Source organism: Proteus hauseri (genome assembly GCF_004116975.1).
Taxonomy (GTDB): domain Bacteria; phylum Pseudomonadota; class Gammaproteobacteria; order Enterobacterales; family Enterobacteriaceae; genus Proteus; species Proteus hauseri.
In genome coordinates this window covers 1,257,344-1,282,676 of the sequence record NZ_CP026364.1, presented here as the reverse complement: position 1 = coordinate 1,282,676, position 25,333 = coordinate 1,257,344, and the positions used below count along the sequence as shown (strand labels likewise).

21 protein-coding genes and 1 tRNA gene are annotated in these 25,333 nt (G+C 37.3%); 16 read left to right on the top strand and 6 right to left on the bottom strand.

Annotated features, from left to right (window positions below; all coding sequences use genetic code 11):
• The first annotated feature begins 66 nt into the window (after nucleotides 1-66).
• Nucleotides 67-1,326, top strand: coding sequence for a valine--pyruvate transaminase (locus PH4a_RS05835; protein ID WP_129038462.1), 1,260 nt, complete (start codon nucleotides 67-69; stop codon nucleotides 1,324-1,326).
• Nucleotides 1,327-1,596: 270 nt separating this feature from the next.
• Here the strand turns inward: PH4a_RS05835 and PH4a_RS05830 are convergent, their stop codons facing one another.
• Nucleotides 1,597-3,255: a putative transporter gene (locus PH4a_RS05830; protein WP_129038460.1), complete on the bottom strand. Its 1,659-nt coding sequence runs from the start codon at nucleotides 3,253-3,255 to the stop codon at nucleotides 1,597-1,599.
• A 405-nt stretch (nucleotides 3,256-3,660) separates the two neighbouring features.
• On the opposite strand from PH4a_RS05830, the gene PH4a_RS05825 reads away from it, so the two are divergent.
• A complete protein-coding gene (locus PH4a_RS05825) occupies nucleotides 3,661-3,996 on the top strand; it encodes a YceK/YidQ family lipoprotein (RefSeq protein ID WP_129038458.1) in 336 nt (111 codons plus the stop codon).
• A gap of 55 nt (nucleotides 3,997-4,051) precedes the next feature.
• Here PH4a_RS05825 and PH4a_RS05820 read toward each other — a convergent pair whose 3' ends face one another.
• Complete coding sequence (locus tag PH4a_RS05820; RefSeq protein WP_129038456.1) at nucleotides 4,052-4,354, bottom strand: DUF5339 family protein; 303 nt, start codon at nucleotides 4,352-4,354, stop codon at nucleotides 4,052-4,054.
• 284 nt (nucleotides 4,355-4,638) lie between these two features.
• On the opposite strand from PH4a_RS05820, the gene PH4a_RS05815 reads away from it, so the two are divergent.
• From PH4a_RS05815 to PH4a_RS05775, 9 genes are all read left to right on the top strand, one after another.
• Nucleotides 4,639-4,715: transfer RNA gene (locus PH4a_RS05815), tRNA-Pro, on the top strand.
• A 192-nt stretch (nucleotides 4,716-4,907) separates the two neighbouring features.
• Complete coding sequence (locus PH4a_RS05810; protein ID WP_129038454.1) at nucleotides 4,908-6,602, top strand: ShlB/FhaC/HecB family hemolysin secretion/activation protein; 1,695 nt, start codon at nucleotides 4,908-4,910, stop codon at nucleotides 6,600-6,602.
• Nucleotides 6,603-7,125: 523 nt separating this feature from the next.
• Entirely contained in the window at nucleotides 7,126-8,733 is a 1,608-nt protein-coding gene (gene dppA / locus PH4a_RS05805) for a dipeptide ABC transporter periplasmic-binding protein DppA (RefSeq protein WP_129041823.1), read from the top strand.
• Between the two features lie 168 nt (nucleotides 8,734-8,901).
• On the top strand, nucleotides 8,902-9,921 hold the full coding sequence (gene dppB / locus PH4a_RS05800) for a dipeptide ABC transporter permease DppB (RefSeq protein ID WP_129038452.1): 1,020 nt from the start codon (nucleotides 8,902-8,904) through the stop codon (nucleotides 9,919-9,921).
• A 10-nt stretch (nucleotides 9,922-9,931) separates the two neighbouring features.
• Entirely contained in the window at nucleotides 9,932-10,834 is a 903-nt protein-coding gene (gene dppC / locus PH4a_RS05795) for a dipeptide ABC transporter permease DppC (protein ID WP_129038450.1), read from the top strand.
• Between the two features lie 12 nt (nucleotides 10,835-10,846).
• Nucleotides 10,847-11,830, top strand: a complete 984-nt coding sequence (dppD, locus tag PH4a_RS05790) for a dipeptide ABC transporter ATP-binding protein (RefSeq protein ID WP_129038448.1) — start codon at nucleotides 10,847-10,849, stop codon at nucleotides 11,828-11,830.
• The gene (dppF, locus tag PH4a_RS05785; RefSeq protein ID WP_129038446.1) at nucleotides 11,823-12,824 is read left to right on the top strand and encodes a dipeptide ABC transporter ATP-binding subunit DppF; all 1,002 of its coding nucleotides are present in this window, start codon (nucleotides 11,823-11,825) and stop codon (nucleotides 12,822-12,824) included. The genes dppD and dppF overlap by 8 nt, the downstream gene beginning before the upstream one ends.
• 553 nt (nucleotides 12,825-13,377) lie before the next feature.
• Nucleotides 13,378-14,088 carry a HAMP domain-containing protein gene (locus PH4a_RS05780; protein ID WP_129041821.1) on the top strand — a complete coding sequence of 237 codons (711 nt, stop codon included), beginning with the start codon at nucleotides 13,378-13,380 and terminating at the stop codon, nucleotides 14,086-14,088.
• 173 nt (nucleotides 14,089-14,261) lie between these two features.
• Entirely contained in the window at nucleotides 14,262-15,785 is a 1,524-nt protein-coding gene (locus PH4a_RS05775; RefSeq protein WP_244212938.1) for an insulinase family protein, read from the top strand.
• Between the two features lie 84 nt (nucleotides 15,786-15,869).
• Here PH4a_RS05775 and PH4a_RS05770 read toward each other — a convergent pair whose 3' ends face one another.
• The 4 genes from PH4a_RS05770 to PH4a_RS05755 form a co-directional block, all read right to left on the bottom strand.
• Nucleotides 15,870-16,880: a serine hydrolase domain-containing protein gene (locus PH4a_RS05770; protein ID WP_129038444.1), complete on the bottom strand. Its 1,011-nt coding sequence runs from the start codon at nucleotides 16,878-16,880 to the stop codon at nucleotides 15,870-15,872.
• A 78-nt stretch (nucleotides 16,881-16,958) separates the two neighbouring features.
• Entirely contained in the window at nucleotides 16,959-17,168 is a 210-nt protein-coding gene (locus tag PH4a_RS05765; RefSeq protein WP_064718142.1) for a 2-hydroxymuconate tautomerase family protein, read from the bottom strand.
• Nucleotides 17,169-17,251: 83 nt separating this feature from the next.
• Nucleotides 17,252-18,271, bottom strand: a complete 1,020-nt coding sequence (gene yhjD, locus PH4a_RS05760) for an inner membrane protein YhjD (RefSeq protein ID WP_129038442.1) — start codon at nucleotides 18,269-18,271, stop codon at nucleotides 17,252-17,254.
• 312 nt (nucleotides 18,272-18,583) lie between these two features.
• Nucleotides 18,584-18,973: a DUF1090 domain-containing protein gene (locus tag PH4a_RS05755; RefSeq protein WP_129038440.1), complete on the bottom strand. Its 390-nt coding sequence runs from the start codon at nucleotides 18,971-18,973 to the stop codon at nucleotides 18,584-18,586.
• Nucleotides 18,974-19,152: 179 nt separating this feature from the next.
• Between PH4a_RS05755 and PH4a_RS05750 the strand changes: the two genes are divergently transcribed.
• The 5 genes from PH4a_RS05750 to fic all read left to right on the top strand — a co-directional run bounded on the left by PH4a_RS05750 (nucleotide 19,153) and on the right by fic (nucleotide 25,310).
• Nucleotides 19,153-19,995, top strand: a complete 843-nt coding sequence (locus PH4a_RS05750; RefSeq protein WP_064718139.1) for a 23S rRNA (adenine(2030)-N(6))-methyltransferase RlmJ — start codon at nucleotides 19,153-19,155, stop codon at nucleotides 19,993-19,995.
• A 148-nt stretch (nucleotides 19,996-20,143) separates the two neighbouring features.
• On the top strand, nucleotides 20,144-21,496 hold the full coding sequence (gene gorA, locus PH4a_RS05745) for a glutathione-disulfide reductase (RefSeq protein WP_129038438.1): 1,353 nt from the start codon (nucleotides 20,144-20,146) through the stop codon (nucleotides 21,494-21,496).
• Nucleotides 21,497-21,930: 434 nt separating this feature from the next.
• The gene (locus PH4a_RS05740; protein WP_129038436.1) at nucleotides 21,931-23,349 is read left to right on the top strand and encodes an NAD(P)/FAD-dependent oxidoreductase; all 1,419 of its coding nucleotides are present in this window, start codon (nucleotides 21,931-21,933) and stop codon (nucleotides 23,347-23,349) included.
• Nucleotides 23,350-23,397: 48 nt separating this feature from the next.
• On the top strand, nucleotides 23,398-23,892 hold the full coding sequence (locus PH4a_RS05735) for a RidA family protein (protein WP_064718136.1): 495 nt from the start codon (nucleotides 23,398-23,400) through the stop codon (nucleotides 23,890-23,892).
• 344 nt (nucleotides 23,893-24,236) lie between these two features.
• Nucleotides 24,237-25,310 (top strand): protein adenylyltransferase Fic, encoded by a 1,074-nt coding sequence (fic, locus tag PH4a_RS05730; protein WP_129038434.1) that lies wholly within the window; start codon nucleotides 24,237-24,239, stop codon nucleotides 25,308-25,310.
• The last annotated feature ends 23 nt before the right edge of the window (nucleotides 25,311-25,333 follow it).

Below are 25,333 nucleotides of genomic sequence, written 5' to 3'. Positions count from 1 at the left end.
ATGCAGCGTAATCCTCGCGGTATGGTGTTTATCTAACAAAAAGCAACATAGAAGAAACCTGCAAAGATGACTCAACTATCACAATTTGGGCAGAAGTTCGCCCGCCATTCAGGCATTGCTCGCCTAATGCAAGATTTAAATGATGGGATCCGTACCCCTGGCGCTGTGATGTTAGGGGGAGGAAATCCTGCTCATATTCCCGAAATGGATAATTATTTTCGTCAATTACTCAAAGAAATGACAGAAAATGGCACCTTAAGTGATGCGCTGTGTAATTACGATGGTCCTCAAGGTAAAGATGCCATGCTGCAAGCATTGGCTGCAAGTTTAAAAGAAAAATTAGGTTGGAATATTTCGGCAAAAAATATTGCGCTGACTAATGGCAGCCAATGTGCTTTCTTTTATTTATTTAATTTATTAGGTGGAACCACAAAAGAAGGGAAAAAACGCAAAATTCTTTTTCCTATCGCACCTGAATATATTGGTTATACCGATTCAGGTTTAGATGAAGATCTCTTTATCGCGAATAAACCCACTATTGAAATGCTGCCTAATGGGCAATTTAAATATCATGTCGATTTTGCTCATCTAGAAATTGGTGATGATATTGGCGCCATTTGTGTATCAAGACCAACGAATCCTACGGGTAATGTTATTACTGATGATGAAGTGAAAAAGTTAGATGAATTAGCGAAACAACATAATATTCCTCTAATTATTGATAATGCTTATGGTGTTCCTTTTCCGGGAATTATCTTTACGCAAGCAACGCCACATTGGAATGATAATACTATTTTATGCATGAGCTTATCGAAGCTTGGCTTACCAGGAACGCGTTGTGGCATTATTATTGCGAATGAGGAGATAATTTCAGCAGTAACAAATATCAACGGTATTATTAGTTTAGCACCAGGTGGTATTGGGCCTGCGATGGCATTAGAAATGCTGAGACGAGATGATTTAATTCGTTTGTCACAAGAAGTGATTGGCCCTTTTTATTATCAGCGAGTTCTGGAAACAATAGATATTATCCGCCGATACTTACCTGAGGATCGTTGCCTTATTCACAAACCTGAAGGGGCAATTTTCCTTTGGTTATGGTTTAAAGACCTTCCCATTTCCTGCGAAGAACTTTATAACCGACTGAAAAAACGCGGTATTTTAATGGTTCCGGGGCATTATTTCTTTCCAGGATTAGAAGATTCTTGGGAACATGCTCACCAATGTATGCGTATGAATTATGTGCCTGAACCAGAATTAATTGAGAAGGGAATAAAAATTCTGGCTGAAGAAATCGAAAACGCTTATCAGCCAGTGAATATTTAATAAAAAATAAAAATGCCCCTTCAGCGAGAAGAAGGGGCAAAGACAATAACGAGGACTTTTGAGCATAAGTTTGACGGAAAGAAATTGATTACTAAAGTTAGCAATCCGTCTCAATCTAAATTTCTTAGCACAGGAAGTATTAAAACAGATATTGATAAAATCTATGGCTTAAATAAGCGCCATTCGGTGCCTTAATTATCCCACTGCTAAGTGAAATAGTGATTTTGATAACATATTCAATGCAACTTGTTAATATATTTATTCTTTTTGCTACAAAGTCCAAATTATTATCGCCATTAATTGTGGCGTGATAATTCGTAAAAACATGGCTAATGGATAAACTGTGGCATAAGACAGAGCCGCAGCACCACTGGAGCTATGAATTGAATTAGCAAAAGCAAGAGCGGGTGGATCTGTCATTGAACCGGCTAACATACCACAAAGGCTAAGATAGTTTAGTTTAAAGAAAACTCGCGCTATTACACCAACAATCAGTAAAGGCAGTAAAGTGATTAAAATACCGTATCCTACCCAGCTTAGCCCTTGCCCATAAACAAGAGTATCAATAAAATCCCCACCAGAATTTAGCCCTACTACGGCGAGAAACATGACAATACCTAATTCTCGCAATGCGAGATTTGCACTAGGTGGCATAAACCAATAAAGTTTTCCAAATGTACCAATGCGCCCCAAAATTAAAGCCACAACAAGAGGACCACCTGCCAATCCTAATTTAAGTGCGACAGGAATACCGGGAATAAAAATTGGAATTGACCCAAGTAAAACCCCTAAACCAATACCAATAAATACCGGAAGCATTTGCACTTGCTCTAATTTTTGGCGTGCATTACCTAATAATACGGTGATTGCCTCTATGGATTCAGGACGACCAACAATATTAAGAATGTCACCGAACTGTAATGCGCTGTTATTACTAGGAATAAGATCAATACCAGCACGATTGAGTCGAGTGACAACCACATCATATTTTCTTTTTAGATCAAGATCTTTTAAGCGCTTACTTAATACAGAATCATTGGTAACAACGATTCGAACGGATTGTAATAAGTTTGTCGATGTTGAGAGAGAGGCATCAACCTCTTCACCTAATACAAGGCGTACTTTATTTAGATCTTCTTTTGAACCCACGATATGAAGTAAATCACCCAACTGTATGATAGTTGAAGGCATTGGTACCATAATATTGTCACCTCGTTTTAAACGAGAGCAAACAATGGCATCCTCATTAAGTAAAGGAATATCTTGCATTAACAATCCATCTAAATTGGGATTTTTTATTGCAATATTAATGGTGTGTAGCGCATCTTTAGCACTATGTTGCAAACTACTAAATACTTTTGCCTCTTGTTCAATATTAACTTTAAAAAAGACACGAATTAACCACATAATTAATAGAATGCCGCAAATCCCCATTGGGTATGCCATTGCATAGCCCATTCCCATTTGCCCTATTGTAGTGGGATCAACATGAAGGTCGGTGAGTATCTGCTGACCTGCTCCTAAGGACGGGGTGTTAGTGACAGCCCCAGAAAAAATACCCAAAATAATAGGCAAAGGGACATCAAATAGGCGGTAAATAGAGGCGGTAATGATTGAACCAAGCAGAATAATTAAGATAGCAAATGCATTTAGTTTCAAACCAGACACACGTAAAGAGGAAAAAAATCCGGGACCAACTTGGATCCCTATAGTATAAACAAACAAAATAAGCCCAAACTCTTGAATAAAATGTAGCATTTGAGCATTAAGTAATAGGTCATAACGTTGAGCAATGTGGCCGATAATAATACCGCCAAATAATACACCGCCTATTCCTAAACTAACTCGGTAGATTTTGATATTACCAATCCACAGTCCTAGAGCGCCTGCCAATGACAACATTACCATCGTTAATGCAATATCACTCATAAAAAGTACATCCTGTTTCAATTAACATAAATAAGGAAAAGAAACGTTATGATAATAACTAAAAAGAGATAAACTTATTTTGGCAAAAATATAAGAAAACCACTGTGTCTTATCGCACAAATTCAGCATATAAGCAGATCAAAAAAATAAGAAAGATAAATAAATAGGTTAAACATGTATTTAAAATAAATAGGGTTGAAATTTAATATTAGTGAAACATAATAATAAATTATATTACTGTGCCGTTATTAACTAAAATTAATTAACATAGTGTGATAATTAATGAATCTAAATTTTATTAAAATAAGATCTTTTACATCATCTTTCTCTTGTTCTATAGGAGAAAACAGGTTTAACTATATGTTAAAGGGAGTTGATTCCTTATTGTCATTTTATAGGTGCCTTATGATATACAGAACGACTAAAAAATTAACCTTAATAACCCTTTTTATGACATCGCTTACGGGCTGTTCTAGTGTCATGACCCATGCTGGGCCTAATAAAGATCTTTATTCTGGCACTAAAAATAACGTAAGTATGCTTTCTGATGAGGAAACAGGCTGGGCAATAAAGCCATTAGTTATTCTTGATTTCCCATTTAGTGCAATATTAGATACGTTATTGTTACCTTATGATTATTACACAATATCTGATGATAAGAGTGATAACTCACCAAAAGAACGTATCAAAAAACTCGATAGCACTAATACAAGTAATGTCACTCATGAAAATAAGAATTAATCGCAAATAATGGCTAAAAAATAAATAATTAATTTAGCCATTATTTGTTATTTTTTTATTTTTTAGAGATGATTTCTTTAGGTCCAAACATTTCATTTAGACTTTTTAATTCCTGCATTCCTTTTTCACATATCTCTTTTTGCTTTGCTAAGGAAGCGGCACTTATCTGCTTTTTATTTTGTTCAAAGTTACTGCTAATTTCTGGCATGTTATGCTTTAAATCATCACGAGTAGAAATATACGCAAGAAATTTATCTGCTTCTTGAAAATAAACACGGCATGTGTGTGCTGTTGACGCTTGAACTGAAAGTGTTGTTGATAATAGCAACAATGCAACACCCCACCATAGTGATTTCATTCTCTAAACAACCCACCTTATTTGACATAAGACAATTATATAAAAATCGAATAAAAGAAACGATAAGATTAAGGAATAATTTTGTCATTTTTCTTCTATTTTTCTTGTTGGTGTAAAGAAGTCATGTAAAGCATAGCCAGTAAAATTTAAATGTTAAAATGGCCGCTAATGATGATAAAAAAGTTAAAAATCAATCGTTTTGATTGAAAACCATACGAACGATCAGGGTTTAGTAAAAAAGTATTGACGACATGGGCTTCTGGCAGTAAGATGCACCTCGATTTCGGCGAGTAGCGCAGCCTGGTAGCGCAACTGGTTTGGGACCAGTGGGTCGGAGGTTCGAATCCTCTCTCGCCGACCATATTAAAAACCCCGCTTTTAAAGCGGGGTTTTGTCATTTCTAGCTCAGTAAAATGTAAACCTCTCTACTAAAAAACATTCATTTTTCATCTCGTTTTCGCCTTTAATTTAAAATGACGTTTTTCCTAAATTAATGTTCTCTTATTTACCTTATATCTAGCACCCTATTTTCCTGCATAAGAGTATAAAGTGGATGCATATTGGGTTACTTATCTTAATTACTGGTATTTTTTTTGTTTATCACAGCACTTCTTTTGCTGATGGGAATGAGACTATTGCACCAACAACGTTTTCCATTCCATCAGAAGATATGTTTAGAAAGGAAGACATACAACAAGATAAAGGTTCTTCCCCTCAGCTTTCTCATTCTAAAGAGATTCATTTTTCCTCATCTTCTCCCCAATGCTTTCCTATTAAAAATGTGATTCTACATAATCAAAAAGTATTTAATCAGTATTCAATTCAGCGAGCATTTAATCAGTGGAAACAGCAATTAGAAGGATATTGCCATTTTGAAGCGTTATTAGAACAAGATATAAATATCTTAAATGCGATACTTTATGATGCAGGATATGTAACCAGCGAAGTGGGTGAAGTAAATTTATTCGCAGATCGAGAGCTGTTAGATATTACTTTAAAAGCAGGAATGGTTGATGCAGTAATATCTGACAAATCGACAAAACATTATTTAATCTCGCAAGCAATGCCGGTGAAAGCGGGTGAGGTATTAAATATTCGCGATATTGAACAAGGCATCGCGAATCTGAAAGATAAACCAAATAGTGATGTGAAAATTGAATTAAAAGCGGCCTCTCCAAATGAGAATAATAAAGAAAATAAAAAAACGGTAATTTCAATTAATCACATAGGTAAGCGTACTTTTAATGGCTCACTAGCTATCCATAATAGAGAGCAAAAAAGTTATGGCGATTGGTTTGGTACTGCTCGATTTAGCTTTGGGAATTTATTTCAACTGAATGATTCTGCTAGTATTATTCTCTCTAGCAACATAGATAAAATGAAGCTTCAAGGAATTAGTAAACAGATTTTCTTTCTACAAGTACCTTATCACTATTGGCGATTTTCATTGTTTGGCTACAATATTAAATCTAAAAATAAAATTATAGAAAGGGACACTAAATTACAGACAACTCAGCAACAGCATCTGTCTTTTGAAGTACAGCGTTTCTTTCGACCCTCTTCGCAACGGACTGTTACACTGATGGGAGGGTTGCAATATTATACTTATAATAATCGTATCTTAAATAAAGAAATATCTGTGCATACTCGTCGTAGCCCTTATATTACTGCAAGTATTGAACAAAATTATCGTTTTCAACGAGGCGGAAATATTCACGTCAAGTTTAATTATAAACAGAGTATTCCCTTGAAGGGCGCACGTCTTTCGCCAATAAAATCGGTTAATGGTGTACCTATTTTTAATTTTAATCTTGATAGTGTGATCCCATTTTCTATTGCGTCTCAACAACTGTTTTATCAGCCAAATATTAATATACAACTCACAAAATCTGCTATTGATGGCTTGTTAGATAAAAGCACTATTGGTGGGTTTTATAGTGTATATGGTTTTTCTCCAGACCAAGGATATTCAGCCGAAAATCAATTTCTATTTCGACAAAAATTATCTTGGATAACCCCCATTAATAATCAGATCCTTTTTTCTGCCTTAGATTATGGCTCTGTTTCAGAGGCTCGTGGAAATATTTTCCATAATGAAAAAAAATATTTAGTGGGTATTGCGTTGGGGCTAGAAGGAAGTTTTCAAAAATTGAGTTATCAATTTTCTTATGGAATTCCTTTATTAATGCCAAATAAAAAATCAAATCACTCTTCCCAATTCCATTTTAATGGGCAGTGGAACTTCTGATAATGATATTTAACTTGTTATTTTTCACTATTTTTTCATTAATAGGTATTGGTTAATCACTAAAAAAAGTAGCTCTGTTAGCAGAGCTATTTGTTAATCGGTCTGTTGTTATTTCTCTTTGTATTTACCTTGCAATTATTAGGGTATTTACCTTCTGGTTATGTGATTATTCAACTCGACTAGCAGAATAAATCACCAAGTTCTTTGTTTTATTTCAAAACATTCGTTCAATATTTAAGCGGTTAATCACAAATCATCGTTTTTTTTAAAATAGTCATTTAACTTAAGTATCTCTGAATATGTGGTTTTATTAACTGCAAAGTGAGTGCAGAGTCACTTTATTATCCTATAATTGTTCAATATTCGTTTAATTTATGTTTATAACTTGTTCTTTTTACCCTAGAGCTCCTTATTGACGGCAGGGGTTTCAGTTGGTTAATTGAACAATGACAAAATAAAAAGGCATTCCGTTTTAAAAAATAGGAAGCCAAAAAACACAACAGAACAATTTCGGAGAGTGATGATGAAAAGCTCCAAAAAGCAGGCAGGAATTTTAACCGCAACTATCGGATTATTAGCATTAGCTATTTCCGCTGGCGTGCAGGCAAAAACGTTGGTGTATTGCTCTGAAGGTTCACCCGAAGGCTTTAACCCTCAATTATTTACTTCCGGTACAACCTATGATGCAAGCTCGGTACCACTTTATAACCGTTTAGTTGAATTTAAATTAGGTACCACAGAAATTATTCCTGGCTTAGCTGAAAGTTGGGATGTGAGTGATGACGGTAAGGTATATACCTTTCACTTACGCAAGGGCGTAAATTGGCATACCAGTAAAACATTCAAACCTAGCCGCGAATTTAATGCAGATGACGTTATGTATACCTTTATGCGTCAAATGGATCCGAAACACCCATATCATAAAGTTTCAGGTGGAAGTTATGAGTACTTCACTGGAATGGATATGAACAATATGATCGAGAAGATCGAAAAGGTTGATGATTACACTGTTCGTTTCGTCCTCACTCGTTCAGAAGCACCTTTTATTGCTGATATGGCAATGGACTTTGCTTCTATTCTTTCTGCTGAATATGCAGATAATATGCTGAAAGCGGGTACACCAGAAAAAGTCGATTTAGATCCTATCGGTACTGGGCCGTTCCAACTATTACAGTACCAAAAAGATTCTCGTATTCTTTTTAAAGCGAATGACCAATATTGGGGTAAAAAACCTGAAATTGATCGTTTAGTTTTCTCTATTACTCCTGATGCCTCAGTTCGCTATGCAAAACTGCAAAAAAATGAGTGTCAGGCGATGCCTTATCCAAACCCTGCTGATATCGCTAAAATGAAGCAAAATAACGATATCAATTTATTGGAACAACCGGGTTTAAACGTCGGTTATATCTCGTTTAACGTTGAGAAAAAACCTCTTGATAATCAAAAGGTTCGTCAAGCATTAAGTATGGCTGTAAATAAAGACGCCATTATTGAAGCGGTTTATCAAGGTGCTGGACAAAAAGCGAAGAATTTAATACCACCTACTATGTGGGGTTATAACGATGATATTACAGATTATGAATATAACCCTGAGAAAGCCAAAGCTTTACTAAAAGAAGCGGGTCTTGCTGATGGTTTCACTATCGATTTATGGGCAATGCCAGTACAACGTCCATATAACCCAAATGCACGTCGTATGGCTGAAATGGTACAAGCGGATTGGGAAAAAATTGGTGTGAAAACCAAGATTGTTAGCTATGAGTGGGGTGAATACCTTAAGCGTGCTAAATCGGGTGAACACCAAGCTGTAATGATGGGATGGACGGGGGATAATGGTGATCCTGATAATTTCTTTGCCACACTATTTAGCTGTGCAGCTAAAGAGCAGGGATCTAACTATTCAAAATGGTGCTATAAGCCATTTGAAGATTTAATCCAACCTGCACGAATTACGGCAGATCACGATAAGCGCGTTGAGTTGTATAAACAAGCTCAAGTGGTCATGCATGATCAAGCTCCCGCACTGATTATTGCTCACTCTACAGTCTATGAGCCAGTCAGCAAAAAAGTTGAGAACTATGTGGTTGATCCATTAGGAAAGCATCACTTCGACAATGTTTCAGTTAAATAATTGAGATGTCATAACGTTTGAACTGCCTTAAGTACGGTGTCTGCTGATTATAAGAAGACACCGTAATTCAATAATAATGAATACATTCAGTACACTGTGAGCGCAGGGGAATTTCTCCTGATTTATCAGCGCTATCTTTTAGCTGATGTCTAAAAAGAGAATTAGGATATGCTGCAATTTATCCTTCAACGCTTGGGACTCGTGATCCCAACGTTTATCGGAATTACATTACTTACGTTTATTTTCGTCCATCTTATTCCCGGTGATCCGGTGATGATTATGGCAGGTGAGCGTGGTTTATCACCCGAGCGCCACGCCTATTTAATGGCAGAATTGGGACTAGATAAACCTTTATGGCAACAATATTTGAACTACCTAAATGGTGTTCTTCATGGTGATTTAGGTATTTCTTTAAAAAGTCGAATTGCTGTTTGGGATGAGTTTTTACCTCGCTTTAAAGCAACCCTAGAATTAGGTGTTTGCGCCATGGTATTTGCGGTTTCAGTGGGTATTCCTGTTGGCGTACTTGCTGCTGTAAAACGCGGTTCTATTTTTGATCATACTGCGATAAGCGTTTCTTTAGCTGGTTACTCTATGCCAATTTTCTGGTGGGGGATCATGCTTATTATGCTGGTTTCTGTGCAGTGGGATCTCACTCCGGTATCAGGAAGATTGGATGACAGTGTCTTTTTGGATGATAGCTACCCTTTAACGGGTTTTATGCTAATTGACACGCTATTTTGGGGGGAAGAAGGCGACTTTTGGGATGCCATCCATCACATTATTTTACCTGCAATAGTATTAGGTACCATTCCTCTTGCGGTTATTGTGCGAATGACGCGTTCATCAATGCTAGAAGTATTAGGTGAAGATTATATTCGTACGGCTAGAGCAAAAGGATTAAGCCGTGGCCGAGTCATCCTTATTCATGCCTTACGTAACGCGATGTTACCTGTTGTGACTGTTATCGGATTACAAGTTGGAACGATGTTAGCTGGCGCGATTTTAACTGAAACCATTTTTTCATGGCCAGGATTAGGTCGCTGGTTAATTGATGCACTTCAACGTCGTGATTACCCTGTGGTGCAAGGCGGCGTGTTATTAATTGCGACGATGATTATTTTTGTCAATCTTCTAGTCGATGTTCTATATGGCATCGTGAATCCTCGCATCCGTCATAAGAAATAAGGAATGCATAATGACTGAAAATAAAGTAACACCGGTCATCAATGCACCGGAGCCTATGACACCTTTTCAAGAATTTTGGCACTATTTTAAACAAAATAAAGGTGCTGTTGTTGGATTGGTTTACATTGTTATTATGTTGCTAATTGCTTTACTTGCTGGCGTGTTAGCGCCTCATGCGCCTAATGAACAATTTCGTGATTTTTTACTCAATCCCCCTGTTTGGCAAGAAGGTGGAAACTGGAGTTTTATCTTAGGTACTGACGATGTGGGACGAGATATTTTGTCTCGTTTAATGTACGGCGCTCGTCTCTCGTTATTAGTTGGCTGTATTGTTGTAGTACTTTCATTAATTCTTGGAATTATTCTTGGATTAATGGCGGGATATTTCGGCGGTATTGTGGATATTTCAATCATGCGAGTGGTTGATATTATGTTGGCATTACCGAGCTTACTACTTGCACTTGTACTGGTTGCTATTTTTGGACCTTCTATTGTTAATGCCTCTATTGCATTGACTTTTGTTGCTTTACCTCACTATGTTCGATTAACCAGAGCTGCTGTGCTTATCGAAGTTAATCGTGACTATGTTGTTGCTTCTCGTGTGGCAGGAGCAGGGGCGATCCGTCAGATGTTTATTAATATATTACCTAACTGTCTTGCTCCTTTGATTGTTCAAGCTTCTTTAGGCTTTTCTAATGCCATCTTAGATATGGCGGCACTGGGCTTTTTAGGAATGGGCGCTCAACCACCAACACCAGAATGGGGAACAATGTTGTCTGATGTTCTTCAATTTACACAAAGTGCGTGGTGGGTAGTAACGTTTCCGGGATTAGCAATTTTGTTTACCGTTTTGGCCTTTAACTTGATGGGCGATGGTTTACGTGATGCTCTTGATCCAAAATTGAAGCAGTAACGGGGTAATAAAATGGCACTATTAAATATTAATCAATTATCTGTTCACTTTGGTGATGAAGATACTCCGTTTCGAGCGGTAGACCGTATTAGCTATCAAGTGGAAGAAGGGCAAGTTGTTGGTATTGTTGGTGAATCAGGTTCAGGTAAATCAGTAAGCTCATTGGCAATAATGGGATTGATTGATTTTCCCGGGCGAGTGAGTGCACAAGAATTACAATTTGATGGACGAGATTTAATGAAAATCTCAGCGTCAGAGCGGCGTAATCTGGTTGGTGCTGAAGTGGCGATGATATTTCAAGATCCCATGACAAGCCTTAATCCTTGTTTTACTGTGGGCTACCAGATTATGGAAGCCTTAAAAGTGCATCAAGGGGGTAGCCGCCGAACTCGTAAGCAAAGAGCCATCGATCTATTAACGCTAGTTGGTATTCCTGATCCTGCTTCTCGTTTAGATGTTTATCCGCATCAACTTTCAGGGGGGATGAGTCAGCGGGTGATGATTGCAATGGCGATAGCCTGTCGTCCTAAGCTATTAATTGCAGATGAACCTACAACAGCACTCGATGTTACCATTCAAGCGCAAATTATTGAGCTTCTGCTTGATTTGCAAAAGCAAGAAAATATGGCATTGGTGCTGATAACTCATGATCTGGCCTTAGTTGCAGAAGCCGCAGATACCATCATTGTGATGTATGCAGGGCAAGTGGTTGAAGCGGGGCTTGCAACCGAAATTTTTAAAGCGCCTAGACACCCTTATACGCAAGCTTTATTAAGGGCTTTACCTGAATTTGCGCTGAATAAAGCACGGCTAGAGTCTTTACCTGGTGTTGTTCCGGGGCGTTATGATAGGCCAACAGGGTGTTTGTTAAATCCACGCTGTCCCTATGCTCATGATGAGTGTTATCAACTTGAGCCTGAATTGAAAGAGATAGGAACACATCGAGTGAAATGTCACACACCGTTGGATAGTACAGGGAGACCAACATATGGCTGAAAATAATTCAAACTTACACACTCCCTTATTAAAAGCGGTAAATTTAGCAAAATATTACAGCGTTAAAGGAGGGATCTTCTCCAAAGAGAAAACCGTTAAAGCACTTGATGGCGTTTCTTTTGAACTTGAACGTGGAAAAACCTTGGCTATTGTGGGTGAGTCGGGCTGTGGTAAATCGACACTAGGGCGATTATTGACCATGATTGAGATCCCAACATCAGGCGAACTCTCTTATCTTGGGCAAAATTTGCTTGTTAGAGACAAAACCGCTGAAAAACTGCGCCGGCAAAAGATCCAAATCGTTTTTCAAAATCCTTATGGATCACTAAATCCACGTAAAAAAGTGGGACAGATCTTAGAAGAGCCTTTGTTAATCAATACGTCGTTAACTGCGCAACAGCGTAAAGAAAAAGTATTATCAATGATGGCAAAAGTAGGTCTAAAAACAGAGCACTACAGTCGTTATCCTCATATGTTTTCAGGAGGACAACGTCAGCGTATCGCTATTGCTCGAGGATTAATGTTAGAGCCTGATATTGTGGTTGCTGATGAGCCGGTCTCTGCACTTGATGTCTCTGTTCGTGCACAGGTGTTGAATTTAATGATGGATCTTCAGCGTGATATGGGACTTTCTTATGTTTTTATTTCCCACGATCTTTCCGTTGTTGAACATATTGCTGATGAAGTGATAGTGATGTATTTAGGGCGCTGTGTTGAAAAAGGTACGAAAGCCCAGATTTTTGAAAACCCTCAACACCCTTATACGCAAGCTTTATTATCTGCAACGCCAAGATTAACACCAGAATTACGCCGTGAGAGAATTAAACTGACAGGAGAATTACCTAGTCCATTAAATCCTCCGCCAGGATGTGCGTTTGCAGCGCGTTGTCGCCGAGCATTTGGTATTTGCAGTCAATTACAGCCAACATTGAAAGAATATGATGGTCAGTTAATTGCCTGTTTTGCTGTTGAACAGGATAATGCAGAGCATTAAATAAAAAAGTATAGATTTGATAAAATAAGAGCAATATGATATTTCATATTGCTCTTATTTTTTATCTATCGATTTAATAAATATTTTATTTAATTTTAATAATAGAGTGATTTTAATAATATTATTATTTCTTATGTTTATATTTATTTTCTTATTAAATATGCCTCAGTTTAAAAAATTAATTTATTAATGGAACGCAATAAATAAGTAAATTTAGTATTTAAATTTGCTTATTATAGAATTTAATTAGGTTGATTTAATTAAGTGATTTTTAATTTAAGATAGGGGTAGTGTTTTTTGGTTATTTATGTTTTTTATTAAAAAAAAGTAAATTAACTGTAAAATAAATAAGGGATAGAATCTATGTTTAAGCTATTTTATTATTTTTTATTGGTTACTTTACTAGAATATTTGACGCTTATTATTAATATTACTTCGTCTAAACGAATGGACTATCTTTATAGCGATATTTTCTTTATTGAAGAATGATACACAAACAAAAAAATACAGTATAATCATTATTGTTCAAGTGTGTTTACTGGAAATAGCTGTGATGAAACCTCACCTTAAACGTTCATTAACAATAAAACAGATGGCCGCAGTAGCGGGCGTCACGTTGGTGACTATTGCTATTTTTATCAGTATTCAACTTGTTTATTTGATTGATCAACGTCGTGATGATTATCAAAATCAGCTTTTTAATGCCGGAGTCAGTATTCAGCAACCACTTGCAAATGCATTATTGCGTTCAGATTTAAACGAAGCTAAGCAACTGATTGTGGGATTAAAAACAACCGGTATTCTGGGTAAAGCGATTGTTATGCAACCAGAAAATACTCAGGTGTTAAACCTTGATTTTGCGCCTAAAAAACCAGTTTCTGATTTTTCACAGTGGCTTTTTGGTATTCCTGTTGAAATTTCCATTCCTTTACAGCCGTTAGGAATAACTGCAACAGATGATAAGTCCTATACAGGTCACCTTATTTTACAAGCGGATACTAATCGCTTTTATCGTTTTGCCAGTAATACTGTCGCATTAATGCTCACCACTTATTTACTGATGGGGCTAACTTTAACCGTTGCTATCAGTTGGTGTATTAATCGTATTGTGATAAAACCATTACGTAAAATTGCGGTTACGCTTAATCAAGATAATCAGGTATCTGCATTATCTTGCACAGAATCTCATCGTGATGATGAAATTGGTTTGTTGGTTAAAGGATATAATCATCAAAAATCTGATCAAAAATTACCAAAGGTCTGAACCTTCTGATGCCACAATGAGTCTAATCTCTATCGTGGTTTAGTTTTATGATTTTATGGTGATTAAGAATGACAAATATAAAAATAGACATTAAACATCTAACATGTCTTCTGGCACTTATTGTTAAACCTCATAAGTGGTTTAATACCAAGGATTAATAAAAAGAGGTTCACATGCAGGGTGTAATTACACGAGTTTTATTAGGAAGCGTTATGTTAGGCGCTGTTGTTTGCCAAGTTCAAGCTGAAGCTTTGCAGCCTGATCCTGCGTGGCAAGAAGGGCGTTTAGCAAATGGTTTTCAGTGGCAAATACTACAAACCCCACAACGTCCTAATGACCGCATACAAATTCGTCTGTTGGTGAATACTGGCTCATTATCCGAAAAATCAAATGAGACAGGTTTTTCATCACTGGTTTCAAAATTAGGTGTATTAGAAAATACAGGGCTTTCTCCTGTTAAACGCGATAATTTATGGAAAAATGCATTAGATCCTGATTATCCACTGCCGCCAATGATTGTTTCTTACGATTTTACGGTTTACAACCTAAGCTTACCAAATAACCAGCCAGAGCTACTTAAAGATGCGTTTGCATTACTTGCTGGTATTGCTAAACCCGCAGAATATACAGAAGATTCCGTTCGTAATGCTGTTCAATCACAGCTTCCTGTGGTGACATTCCCTGCTAATATAGAAGACCCTGTTTGGCGTGCTCGTCTTGAAGGTTCTAATTTAAAAGGGCATAACCCAGGTAAACCCGTTAACCACTCTGTTAATACCAAAGAACTTTCTGATTATCAGCAACGTTGGTATACCCCAGATGTGATGACGCTGTATGTCGCGGGTAACGTAGATAACCGACTACTAACAGAAAGCATTAATCAAGCATTTTCCCCACTTAATGGAAAACGTGTTTCGCCAGTTCCCGTTCCTGTACTGGCGGATATGAAGCCTGAAACATTGTATGTGCAAGAACCAATGCGCACTAACGACCAAATTTCTTTAATTTGGGACTTGAATTGGTCGCCAGTAAAAGATTCGGACACATTAAATAAATACTGGTTGAGCGATCTGGCACGAGAAGTGATTTTTGTTCACCTAGGCCGTAGCCTTGAGCAACGAAAAGAGAAAGATAACACCCTTGTTAACATTGATTGCCGCGTACAATATCAGCGTGCCAGTTGCTCACTTAATGTCGACACAACAACGGCGAATGTACCTGTTATTGCATCGTGGGTTGGTGAAGAACTTGGCAAGTTACGCAATCAGGGTATTAGTGATGAATTGTATCAAGAGCTTCAACAAGAGAAACAACTTCAGTTAACTCAGTTATTTGCGCGTTATGCAAAAACCAGTACTGCACTTTTGATTAATCAACGTTTGTTATCTCAGCAAAGTAATATTATTGATATTCCACCTGAGCAATATCAACGTTTGCGCCAAGCTTTTTTAGCAAATTTATCGAAAGAAATGTTGAACCAAGAGTTATCTAAAGTTTTATCTGAGGATATTACTTTTGTATTAACTCAAAGTGGTGAGACACCAACGGTTAATTTAGGTGAGTTGCGTATTCAGTTTGAAAAACAAGTTCATCCTGAATCAGCAATTATTCGTGAAGCTCAGCCTAATACAGCAATAGCGCCCGCACCTGTGGTCGATTCTGAAACTGTAAAACCAGCGATATCTGCAAAAAAATAGGTAAATCAGCATCAATTATTTAGTTTGCTGACAAAATATAGAAAAGCCGAAAATATGTTAATTATATTTTCGGCTTTTTTTGAATTAAAGGCGCTTAAATGCTTCTTTAATAATAGCAATGAGTGCTTCACGATCATTACGTTGTGTGATAAATCCGGCTATAGCAATACGCTTTTCTGGTAAATAATAAGCAGCAGATCCCCAATAACCAAGATGATAATAAAGTGTACCTAACTCTGTATCTTCGGCCATTAAACCTAATCGATAATTAGCTGCACCAGTATGATTACCTTGCCAATACATCTCTTTTAATGTTGTGGAATGGGTATAAACGCGGCCTTCAAATAAATCCGCTGTAAACTTAGCAAGCTCGAGTGTTGTCATGACTAATCCCCCGCCGCCGAATGCATCCATAGAGGCATTGATATATGTACCTTCATGTTTGCCTGTAAATTGTCTTGCGCGAGGTTTTGCATGCGTTGGTGATGTTTCTAATGATTCCCACCAGATTTGAGATAAATCTAAGTCTTGAAAATGGAGTAGCTCTCTCACTGAGGTGGCCATATTTTTTTGGGTGAATTGAGAGAGAATATCACCAAGCAAAATATAACCAGTATCAGAATAAATAAAACGCTTTCCTGCGGGAATAATGGGAAAACCTTGCTGAGCATAATGTGTTATTTGTTCTTCACGAGTCCATTGATGTGAAGGATTTTTAATAACTTCTTCAAGGTAAGTTTCATTAGCATGATCAAATAAACCGCTACTATGGCTTAATAAATGACGAAGTGTGATGGTTTTTAGGTCATATCCAAGTTCTGATAATGTTTGTTGATAGGTTGAACTGAGATATTTAGTTATATCATCATCTAACGAAAGTGCATCTTGCTCCCATAAACGTAAAAATGCCGCAGCTAAAAATGTTTTCGTATTACTTGCGATGCGAAAAGGTGTATCGACGGTTAATTTCTTCTTGGTGCTTTCATCAGCAAATCCATGTGCTATACCGAAAGGATACTTAACACCTTCACCCATAATATAGATGGCGCTTGATGAGGGTAAAGCATGAAAAGCATCAGTAATTGATTGAACCATTAATCACTTCCTTATCCGTCAGGAAATTGGTCAGAAAAAAGGGTGTACTTGGCACCCCTTAATATTTATATGTTGAGATTACTTATTTTTTGCTGCTGCTCGTAAATCAGTCACCGTTTTACCGCCTATTCCCCAATTATCGGTATCAACCTCATCAATAACGACAACAGTTGTTGCGGGGTTTTTACCTAATACATCCACTAAAAGTTGTGTTGCACCTGCAATAAGTTGCTCTTTTTGCTCGGCTGTTGCACCTTCTCGTGTAATTTTGATATTAACGTATGGCATTATTTTTTCCTTATTACGTTATTTAATAGGTGGTTAATGCACAGTGTTACCCATATAGTTAACGATGTAGTTTTATCATAAATTTAAGATACTGATGACGCTTCAGATAACTGTTCTTTTCGCATATTTGGTCCATCAGTTGCAATCCAAGCAGCGCAAAATAGTGTTAATCGTGCAAAAAAGTAGAAAAAAGCCATTAATCCGATCACCGAACCAAAAGCAGCACCGGAAGGTGAACTTGCAATTTTAGGTAGCATCCAGGTCATAACCGATTTTAAAATCTCAAAACCAATTGCTGCGATTAATGTTCCTTTGACTAATGATATCCGTTGAGGCTGGTGGCGAGGTAAAATCCAAAGTATCCACAAAAAGAGCAAATAGTTTGCTGTAATTGAGATAGTTAAGCCAAAGACTGTCCAAGCTGGGGTAAGCCATTCAATACCCTCTAAGCCGAGTGCATGAACAATTATTTTTTGCGCGGAGCCTGCTACTGATGTCAATGTAATGGTGATAATCAGTGCAATCAATAAGCCAATCAGCGCTAAAAAATCACGAAAATAACGAAAGTAGATTTTTTCTTGTTCTTCTGTATTACGTTCCCAAATCGGACGAGATTGTGCCAAAATAGCTTGGCGTAAATTACCAACCCAATTAACACCGGAGTAAAGTGCGATAGCTAGTCCAGTCAAACCGACGGTAGTACGTTGGCGCACGGCGGTGTCTATGCTTTGCTGAACTGTTGATGCTAAGGTGGGATCATCAATACTATTTGCAACGCCCGTAATCAGTTTTGCTAACAAATCTGGGTTTGATGCTAAAATAAAACCCGCACATGCAAAAGAGAGCATGAGTATAGGAATTAATGATAAAAATGAGAAATAAGTGATAGCTGCACCAAATTGGTTTCCCATTCTGTCAGTAAAGCGTTCTGCGGCACGAATAAGATGTGCAATAAACGGAATATTAGTAATAAAATTGGTTATTTTTATTCCTAACCCAATTGCTTTTTTCCCATTATGAAGCCCTTTTTCTAACCCTTTTTTAATAGGTTGAGTCAGTTGAGTTTTTTCTTTTGATGTTTGTTCCTGTCTCTCTTCTGACATATATCCTCTTTAATTAAATCAGTCCACTTTCAATGAATTAGTCATGTTACTATAGATTTTACTAAAAAATATCATAGCTTAATTAATGTTACATATCTTACACTTATTATAATTAGTTTGTAATTTTAGCAGTCTATTGTTTTGTGTTGATTTAAGTGTAGATGATGTTCTCTTAAGTGGAGATATCACTTCTTACTTCCGATTAATAAAACCAACATTGTTATTAAAAAAATAAGTTTAGGATTAATAGAATAAATTGCTACTCACTTATCATTCTATTTATTAAGAGAGCAGCAATTATAATTATGGCTATTATTTGGTAAGTAAATTTAACTCATTTTCAAGTTCTTTAAGTTCTACTTTTGCTTCTGCTAACTTATTTTCTCGTTTTGCAATTTTATCAGCATCACCTTTAAGTTGTGCTTCTTGTAATTCAAGCTCTCGCTCTTTTACATCAAGTTGTTTTTCACGTAGTTCAAGGCGGGTATTTTCGACTACCTTCTCAGGTGTGCAATAGCGTTCAACATTTTGTAAAGCTCGCTCTAATCCTTGTAAACGATATTGGTTACCATGAGCTTTAGCGTATTCTATTTGTCGCTGAATATTCTGCTTCTTTATCTCACAACCATTCACCGAGGTATTTGCATATGCACTACTCGCCACCATACTAAACGCGATTACTGCAAAAAATATTTTTCTCATAATTTTCCCTTTCTGACTTAAGTTAAATAATCATTCATCATAACGGTTGAAAATCAAGACACAATGATTCTTTCGCTTTCAATAAAGAAGTTCGGTTTTTTCTGATACACTTAGCAGCATAACTCTTTTCAGAGTAAGTTAATTACTTTGCTATACCCATTTCTAACGGAAGATAAAGAATGCTGAGCTATCGCCATAGTTTCCATGCTGGTAACCACGCTGATGTTTTAAAACATATTGTTCAAACCCTTATTATTGAGTCGTTAAAAGAGAAAGAAAAACCGTTTCTTTATCTTGATACTCATGCTGGCGCTGGACGTTACCAATTGACCAATGCTCATGCGAGTCGCACTGGCGAATATTTAGAAGGTATCGCACGTTTATGGCAGCAAGAAGAGGTGCCTGAACTTATCCTTCCTTATTTAGAAGTTGTGGGTGCGTTAAATTCAAAAGATGAACTACGTTATTATCCTGGTTCACCTTTATTAGCTGCAAAATTATTACGTGAATATGATTCATTAGCGTTAACAGAACTGCATCCAACTGATTTTCCAATGTTACGTACTGAGTTTTCTCGCGATGATCGCGTTCGTGTTGCTCGTGAAGATGGTTTTGGCCAATTAAAATCAAAATTACCGCCAGCAAGTCGTCGTGGATTCGCATTAATTGATCCACCTTATGAGTTAAAACAAGATTACTCTGCGGTAATAAGCGGCGTTGTCGAGGGTTATAAACGTTTTGCTACAGGGACTTATGCAATCTGGTATCCCGTTGTCCACCGCCAACAAATTAAGCGTATGCTAAAAGAACTACAATCAACCAGTATTCGCAAAATCTTGCAAATTGAGCTGGCAGTAAAACCGGATAGTGATCAATTAGGAATGACAGCATCTGGCATGATAGTCATTAATCCACCTTGGAAACTAGAATCACAAATGAAATCCATACTACCTTGGTTACATAAAACATTAGTGCCAGAAGGTATTGGGCATACATTAGTTGAATGGGTTGTACCGGAGTAACCGTTGTTTATCACGGTTTTTACCTATTACTGTAAAAGCTAAAACCTGACGTCCTATATCACAAAATTTGTCATAATAGACTTTATAATGTGTAACACTTAGGCTGTTAGTTACCTATTTTTCTACAGATAAATGGATTAGAGAAACGATGAGCAAACATTACGATTATATCGCCATTGGCGGTGGTAGCGGCGGTATCGCATCAATAAACCGTGCTGCGATGTATGGCCAAAAATGTGCATTGATTGAAGCAAAAGCTTTGGGTGGCACTTGTGTTAACGTGGGCTGCGTTCCTAAAAAAGTGATGTGGCATGCAGCGCAAATTGCTGAAGCTATTCATCAATATGGTCCAGACTACGGTTTCGACACTACAGTAAATCGTTTTGATTGGGATACATTAATCAGTAGTCGCTCAGCGTATATTGATCGCATTCATCAATCATATGATCGTGTGTTAGGTAACAATAAAGTAGATGTTATCCAAGGTTTTGCACGCTTTATTGATGCGCATACTGTCGAAGTCAATGGAGAAAAGATAACTGCAGATAATATACTGATTGCAACAGGGGGGCGCCCTGTTCAACCTAATATTCCAGGTGCGGAATATGGTATTAACTCTGATGGTTTCTTTGAACTTGCAGCATTACCAAAACGTGTTGCTATTGTGGGTGCAGGTTATATTGCAGTAGAGCTGGCTGGCGTACTTAATGCACTTGGCAGCGAAACGCATTTATTTGTGCGCAAACATGCTCCTTTACGTAGTTTTGATCCTTTAGTTGTCGACACGCTTTTAGAAGTGATGGAAGCTGAAGGACCTAAATTACATACCCATGCGATACCAAAAGCGGTTATTAAAAATGCAGATGGTAGCCTAACATTGCAGTTAGAGAATGGTACAGAGCAGACGGTTGATACTCTAATTTGGGCAATTGGCCGTGAGCCTGCCACGGATAATCTTAACCTTGCGGTGACAGGTGTTGAGCTTAATGACAAAGGTTATATCAATGTTGATAAGTTCCAAAATACCAATGTGAAAGGTATTTACGCTGTTGGTGATAATACCGGTGCTGTGGAGCTTACGCCTGTTGCTGTTGCTGCTGGTCGTCGTTTATCTGAACGTTTATTTAATAATAAACCGAATGAGCATTTAGATTACTCGAATATTGCCACTGTCGTCTTTAGTCATCCACCAATTGGCACGGTGGGATTAACAGAACCACAAGCTATTGAGCAATTTGGTGAAGATCAGGTGAAAGTATATAAATCTTCGTTTACTGCGATGTATAGTGCAGTTACTCGTCATCGCCAGCCATGTCGTATGAAACTCGTTTGTGTGGGTGCTGAAGAGAAAATTGTCGGCATTCATGGTATTGGTTTTGGTATGGATGAGATGTTACAAGGTTTTGCTGTTGCACTAAAAATGGGTGCAACGAAGAAAGACTTTGACGATACTGTCGCTATTCACCCAACAGCCGCTGAAGAATTTGTCACAATGCGCTGATCCCCCCGTTATAACGACTTAGTTTCCTTAAAAGCAGATATTACATTGTTGATATCTGCTTTTTATTTATCTAATCGTGCGATAATTTCGCCTATTTTGTAAACAAAACTTTACTCTTATTCTTAGCTTATTTGTTGCAATTATTTAACAAAATAGACGGCTCATTTTTTTCTCGCTTTCGCTCTCTTGCTAATCTTTCCTTTATTTATCATTGAATAGAAAATTATTTTTTAAATACAGATCATTTTATTAATGATCTTTTACACGGATGGCCTAATTACGTAACCATAATGTATCTGCAGTTATTGTTATTACTGGAAATGGTTAACAAATTATTATAACTGTTAACAATATAATAAATTATTGATACTATAAGTATTCTAATATTCAGTCTAATAACAATATAAATGGTAAGGCCATTACTGAGGTAGAAGATGAAAATTTCAAGGAGAAAACTGCTTTTAGGTGTTGGTGCTGCGGGCGTATTAGCTGGCGGTGCCGCTTTAGTTCCAATGGTTCGCCGAGATGGTAAATTCGTTGAAGCTAAATCAAGAGCATTGTTTGTAGAAGGTACTGAGGGTGCTCTGCCTAAAGAATCAGATGCAGTTATTATTGGTGGCGGTATTCAAGGTATCATGACCGCTATCAACCTTGCTGAACGTGGCATGAGTGTCACTATTTTAGAAAAAGGCCAAATTGCGGGTGAGCAATCAGGCCGTGCATACAGCCAAATTATTAGCTATCAAACATCACCAGAAATTTTCCCCCTACATCATTATGGAAAAATTTTATGGCGCGGCATGAACGAAAAAATTGGTGCTGATACCAGTTATCGTACACAAGGCCGTGTAGAAGCACTTGCTGATGAGAAAGCGCTTGCAAGTGCACAAGCGTGGATTAAACAAGCAGAAGAAACCGCAGGATTTGACGTCCCATTAAATACAAGAATTATTAAGGGCGAAGAATTATCTAAACGTTTAGTTGATGCTCAAACACCTTGGACTGTCGCTGCATTTGAAGAAGATTCAGGATCTGTTGACCCAGAAACAGGTACACCAGTATTAGCGCAATACGCTAAACAAATCGGTGTTAAAATTTATACTAATTGCGCAGTAAGAGGCATTGAAACCGCGGGCGGTAAAATTTCTGATGTGGTAACTGAAAAAGGTTCTATCAGAACATCCAATGTTGTTCTTGCTGGTGGTATTTGGTCACGTTTATTTATGGGTAATATGGGTGTTGATATTCCAACACTGAATGTTTACTTATCACAACAACGTGTATCAGGCGTTCCAGGTGCACCACGAGGTAACGTGCATTTACCTAATGGCATTCACTTCCGTGAACAAGCTGATGGTACTTATGCTGTTGCACCGCGCATTTTCACCAGCTCTATCGTTAAAGATAGCTTCTTGTTAGGGCCTAAGTTCCTACACTTATTAGCCGGTGGCGAGCTTCCATTAGAATTCTCTATTGGTGATGACTTATTTAACTCATTCAAAATGCCAACGTCATGGAAATTGGATGAGAAAACACCGTTTGAACAGTACCGTGTTGCCACAGCAACGCAAAATACTGAGCACTTAGATGCGGTATTCCAAAGAATGAAAGCTGAGTTCCCAGTATTTGAAAAATCGCAAGTTGTTGAACGTTGGGGTGCAGTCGTAAGCCCAACCGCAGATGAACTGCCAATTATTTCTGAAGTTAAAGAATACCCAGGACTAGTTATTAACACTGCGACTGTTTGGGGTATGACCGAAGGTCCTGCTGCGGGTCAAGTGACAGCAGATATTGTGACTGGTAAAACACCGATTATTGATCCTACACCATTTAGTATGGATCGCTTTAAGTAGTAAATAACCCCTTGTTTTACTGTATATTTAACACGTTAAGGAGTTTCTATGCGCTATAAAAGTTTACTTGTTGCTCTGCCTTTTGTTTTTGGTGTAGCAAGTGCAAATGCGGAGGGTGTTGTGCACCATAAATTAAACGGCATGCCTATTTCTGAATCAGTTGAAGTGAGCGCAGGTAATAATCTGGTTTTCTTAAGTGGTAAAGTGCCTGCTAAAAAATCAGCAGACGCGCCAGAAGGCGTATTAGCCTCTTATGGTAACACTGAAGAGCAAACTATCAGTGTGTTAGAGCAAATCCAAACTCACCTGAAAGAACTTGGCCTAGACATGAAAGACGTTGTTAAAATGCAAGTCTTCCTAGTTGGTGGTGAAGAAACTAAAGGCGAGATGGACTTTAAAGGCTTTATGGATGGTTATTCTAAGTACTTTGATGCTTCGAAAACTGACCAACTGCCAGCACGTTCAACTTTCCAAATCGCAAAACTGGCTAATCCAGCATGGCGTGTAGAGATTGAAGTTATTGCAGTTCGTCCTGCAAAATAAGGCGATAGTTTTTACTCAATTTTGAGTAAAACATAATCCAATAAAACGCCAAAGAAGGGAAACTTTCTTTGGCGTTTTTTTATGGTATCGACATGTTATGGAGATATGTCGATAAAATGGATTTTTATAAACATAATGGTGTGACATGTTTATGGTATCGACATGTTATGGCGATATGTCGATATAAATGAGTTTTATAAACATAATGGTGTGACATGTTTATGGTATCGACATGTTATGGCGATATGTCGATAAAATAGATTTTTATAAACATAATGGCGTGACATGTTTATGGTATCGACATATTATAGCTATATGTCGATATAAATGAGTTTTATAAACATATGAGCTGGTCTTCTAAAATACCCTATAACGATCTACCACTATTGCCACCAGATCTGGAACTCATTGAAACACGTGAAATATTGAAAGCGTGCATCAATGCGCGCTCAGCAATTGCTGAGTTGAAAACAGCGGGAGAGTTAATTCCTGATCAGGAATTATTGATAAATATTCTTCCTATATTGGAGGCAAAAGACTCTTCACGTATTGAAAATATTGTCACAACCAGTGATCAGCTTTTTCAGTATATTGATCATGAAGAAGGCGCAGATCCTGCAATTAAAGAAGCGCTTCGTTATCGTACTGCTCTTTATGATGGTTATACTCATCTTGAAACCTATCCACTTTGTACTAATACTGCGATAGCTATCTGTACCAAATTACGTGCAATACAAACTGATATAAGAAAAACCCCAGGTACTGTATTACGTGATCAGAATCAGCAGGTGGTATATACGCCACCAGAGGGTGAAGAGTCTATTCGTAATTTGCTGTCAAACTGGGAGCGTTTTATACACAACGAAGATGATTTAGATCCATTAGTAAAAATGGCTATTGCACATTATCAGTTTGAATGCATTCACCCATTCCCTGACGGGAACGGCAGAACGGGGCGAATACTCAATATTTTGTATTTAATTCAAAGCGAATTACTTACATTACCCATTCTTTATTTATCTCGCTTTATCTTAGAAAAGCGTGATGATTACTACCTGCTTTTACGTAAAGTGACAGAAGAAGGTGATTGGGGATCTTGGATATTATTTATGTTAAAGGCTGTTGAAAATACATCTCGATGGACAACAAGTAAAATATTATCTATACGTAAATTAATGGAAGAAACAATTCATTATGTGCGTGAAAATCTTCCTAAAATATATACTCATGAGCTAATTCAAGTTCTTTTTACACAGCCATATTGCCGGATTGATAATCTTGTTCAACATGGTATAGCTAAGCGGCAAACTGCATCAATATATCTCAAACAATTGGTTGAAATTGGTGTATTGGAAGAAATGATTGTTGGTCGTGAAAAGCTGTATCTCAATACAAGATTATTACAAGAGTTGAATTAATAACGTTTTTTATTGCCTCTATA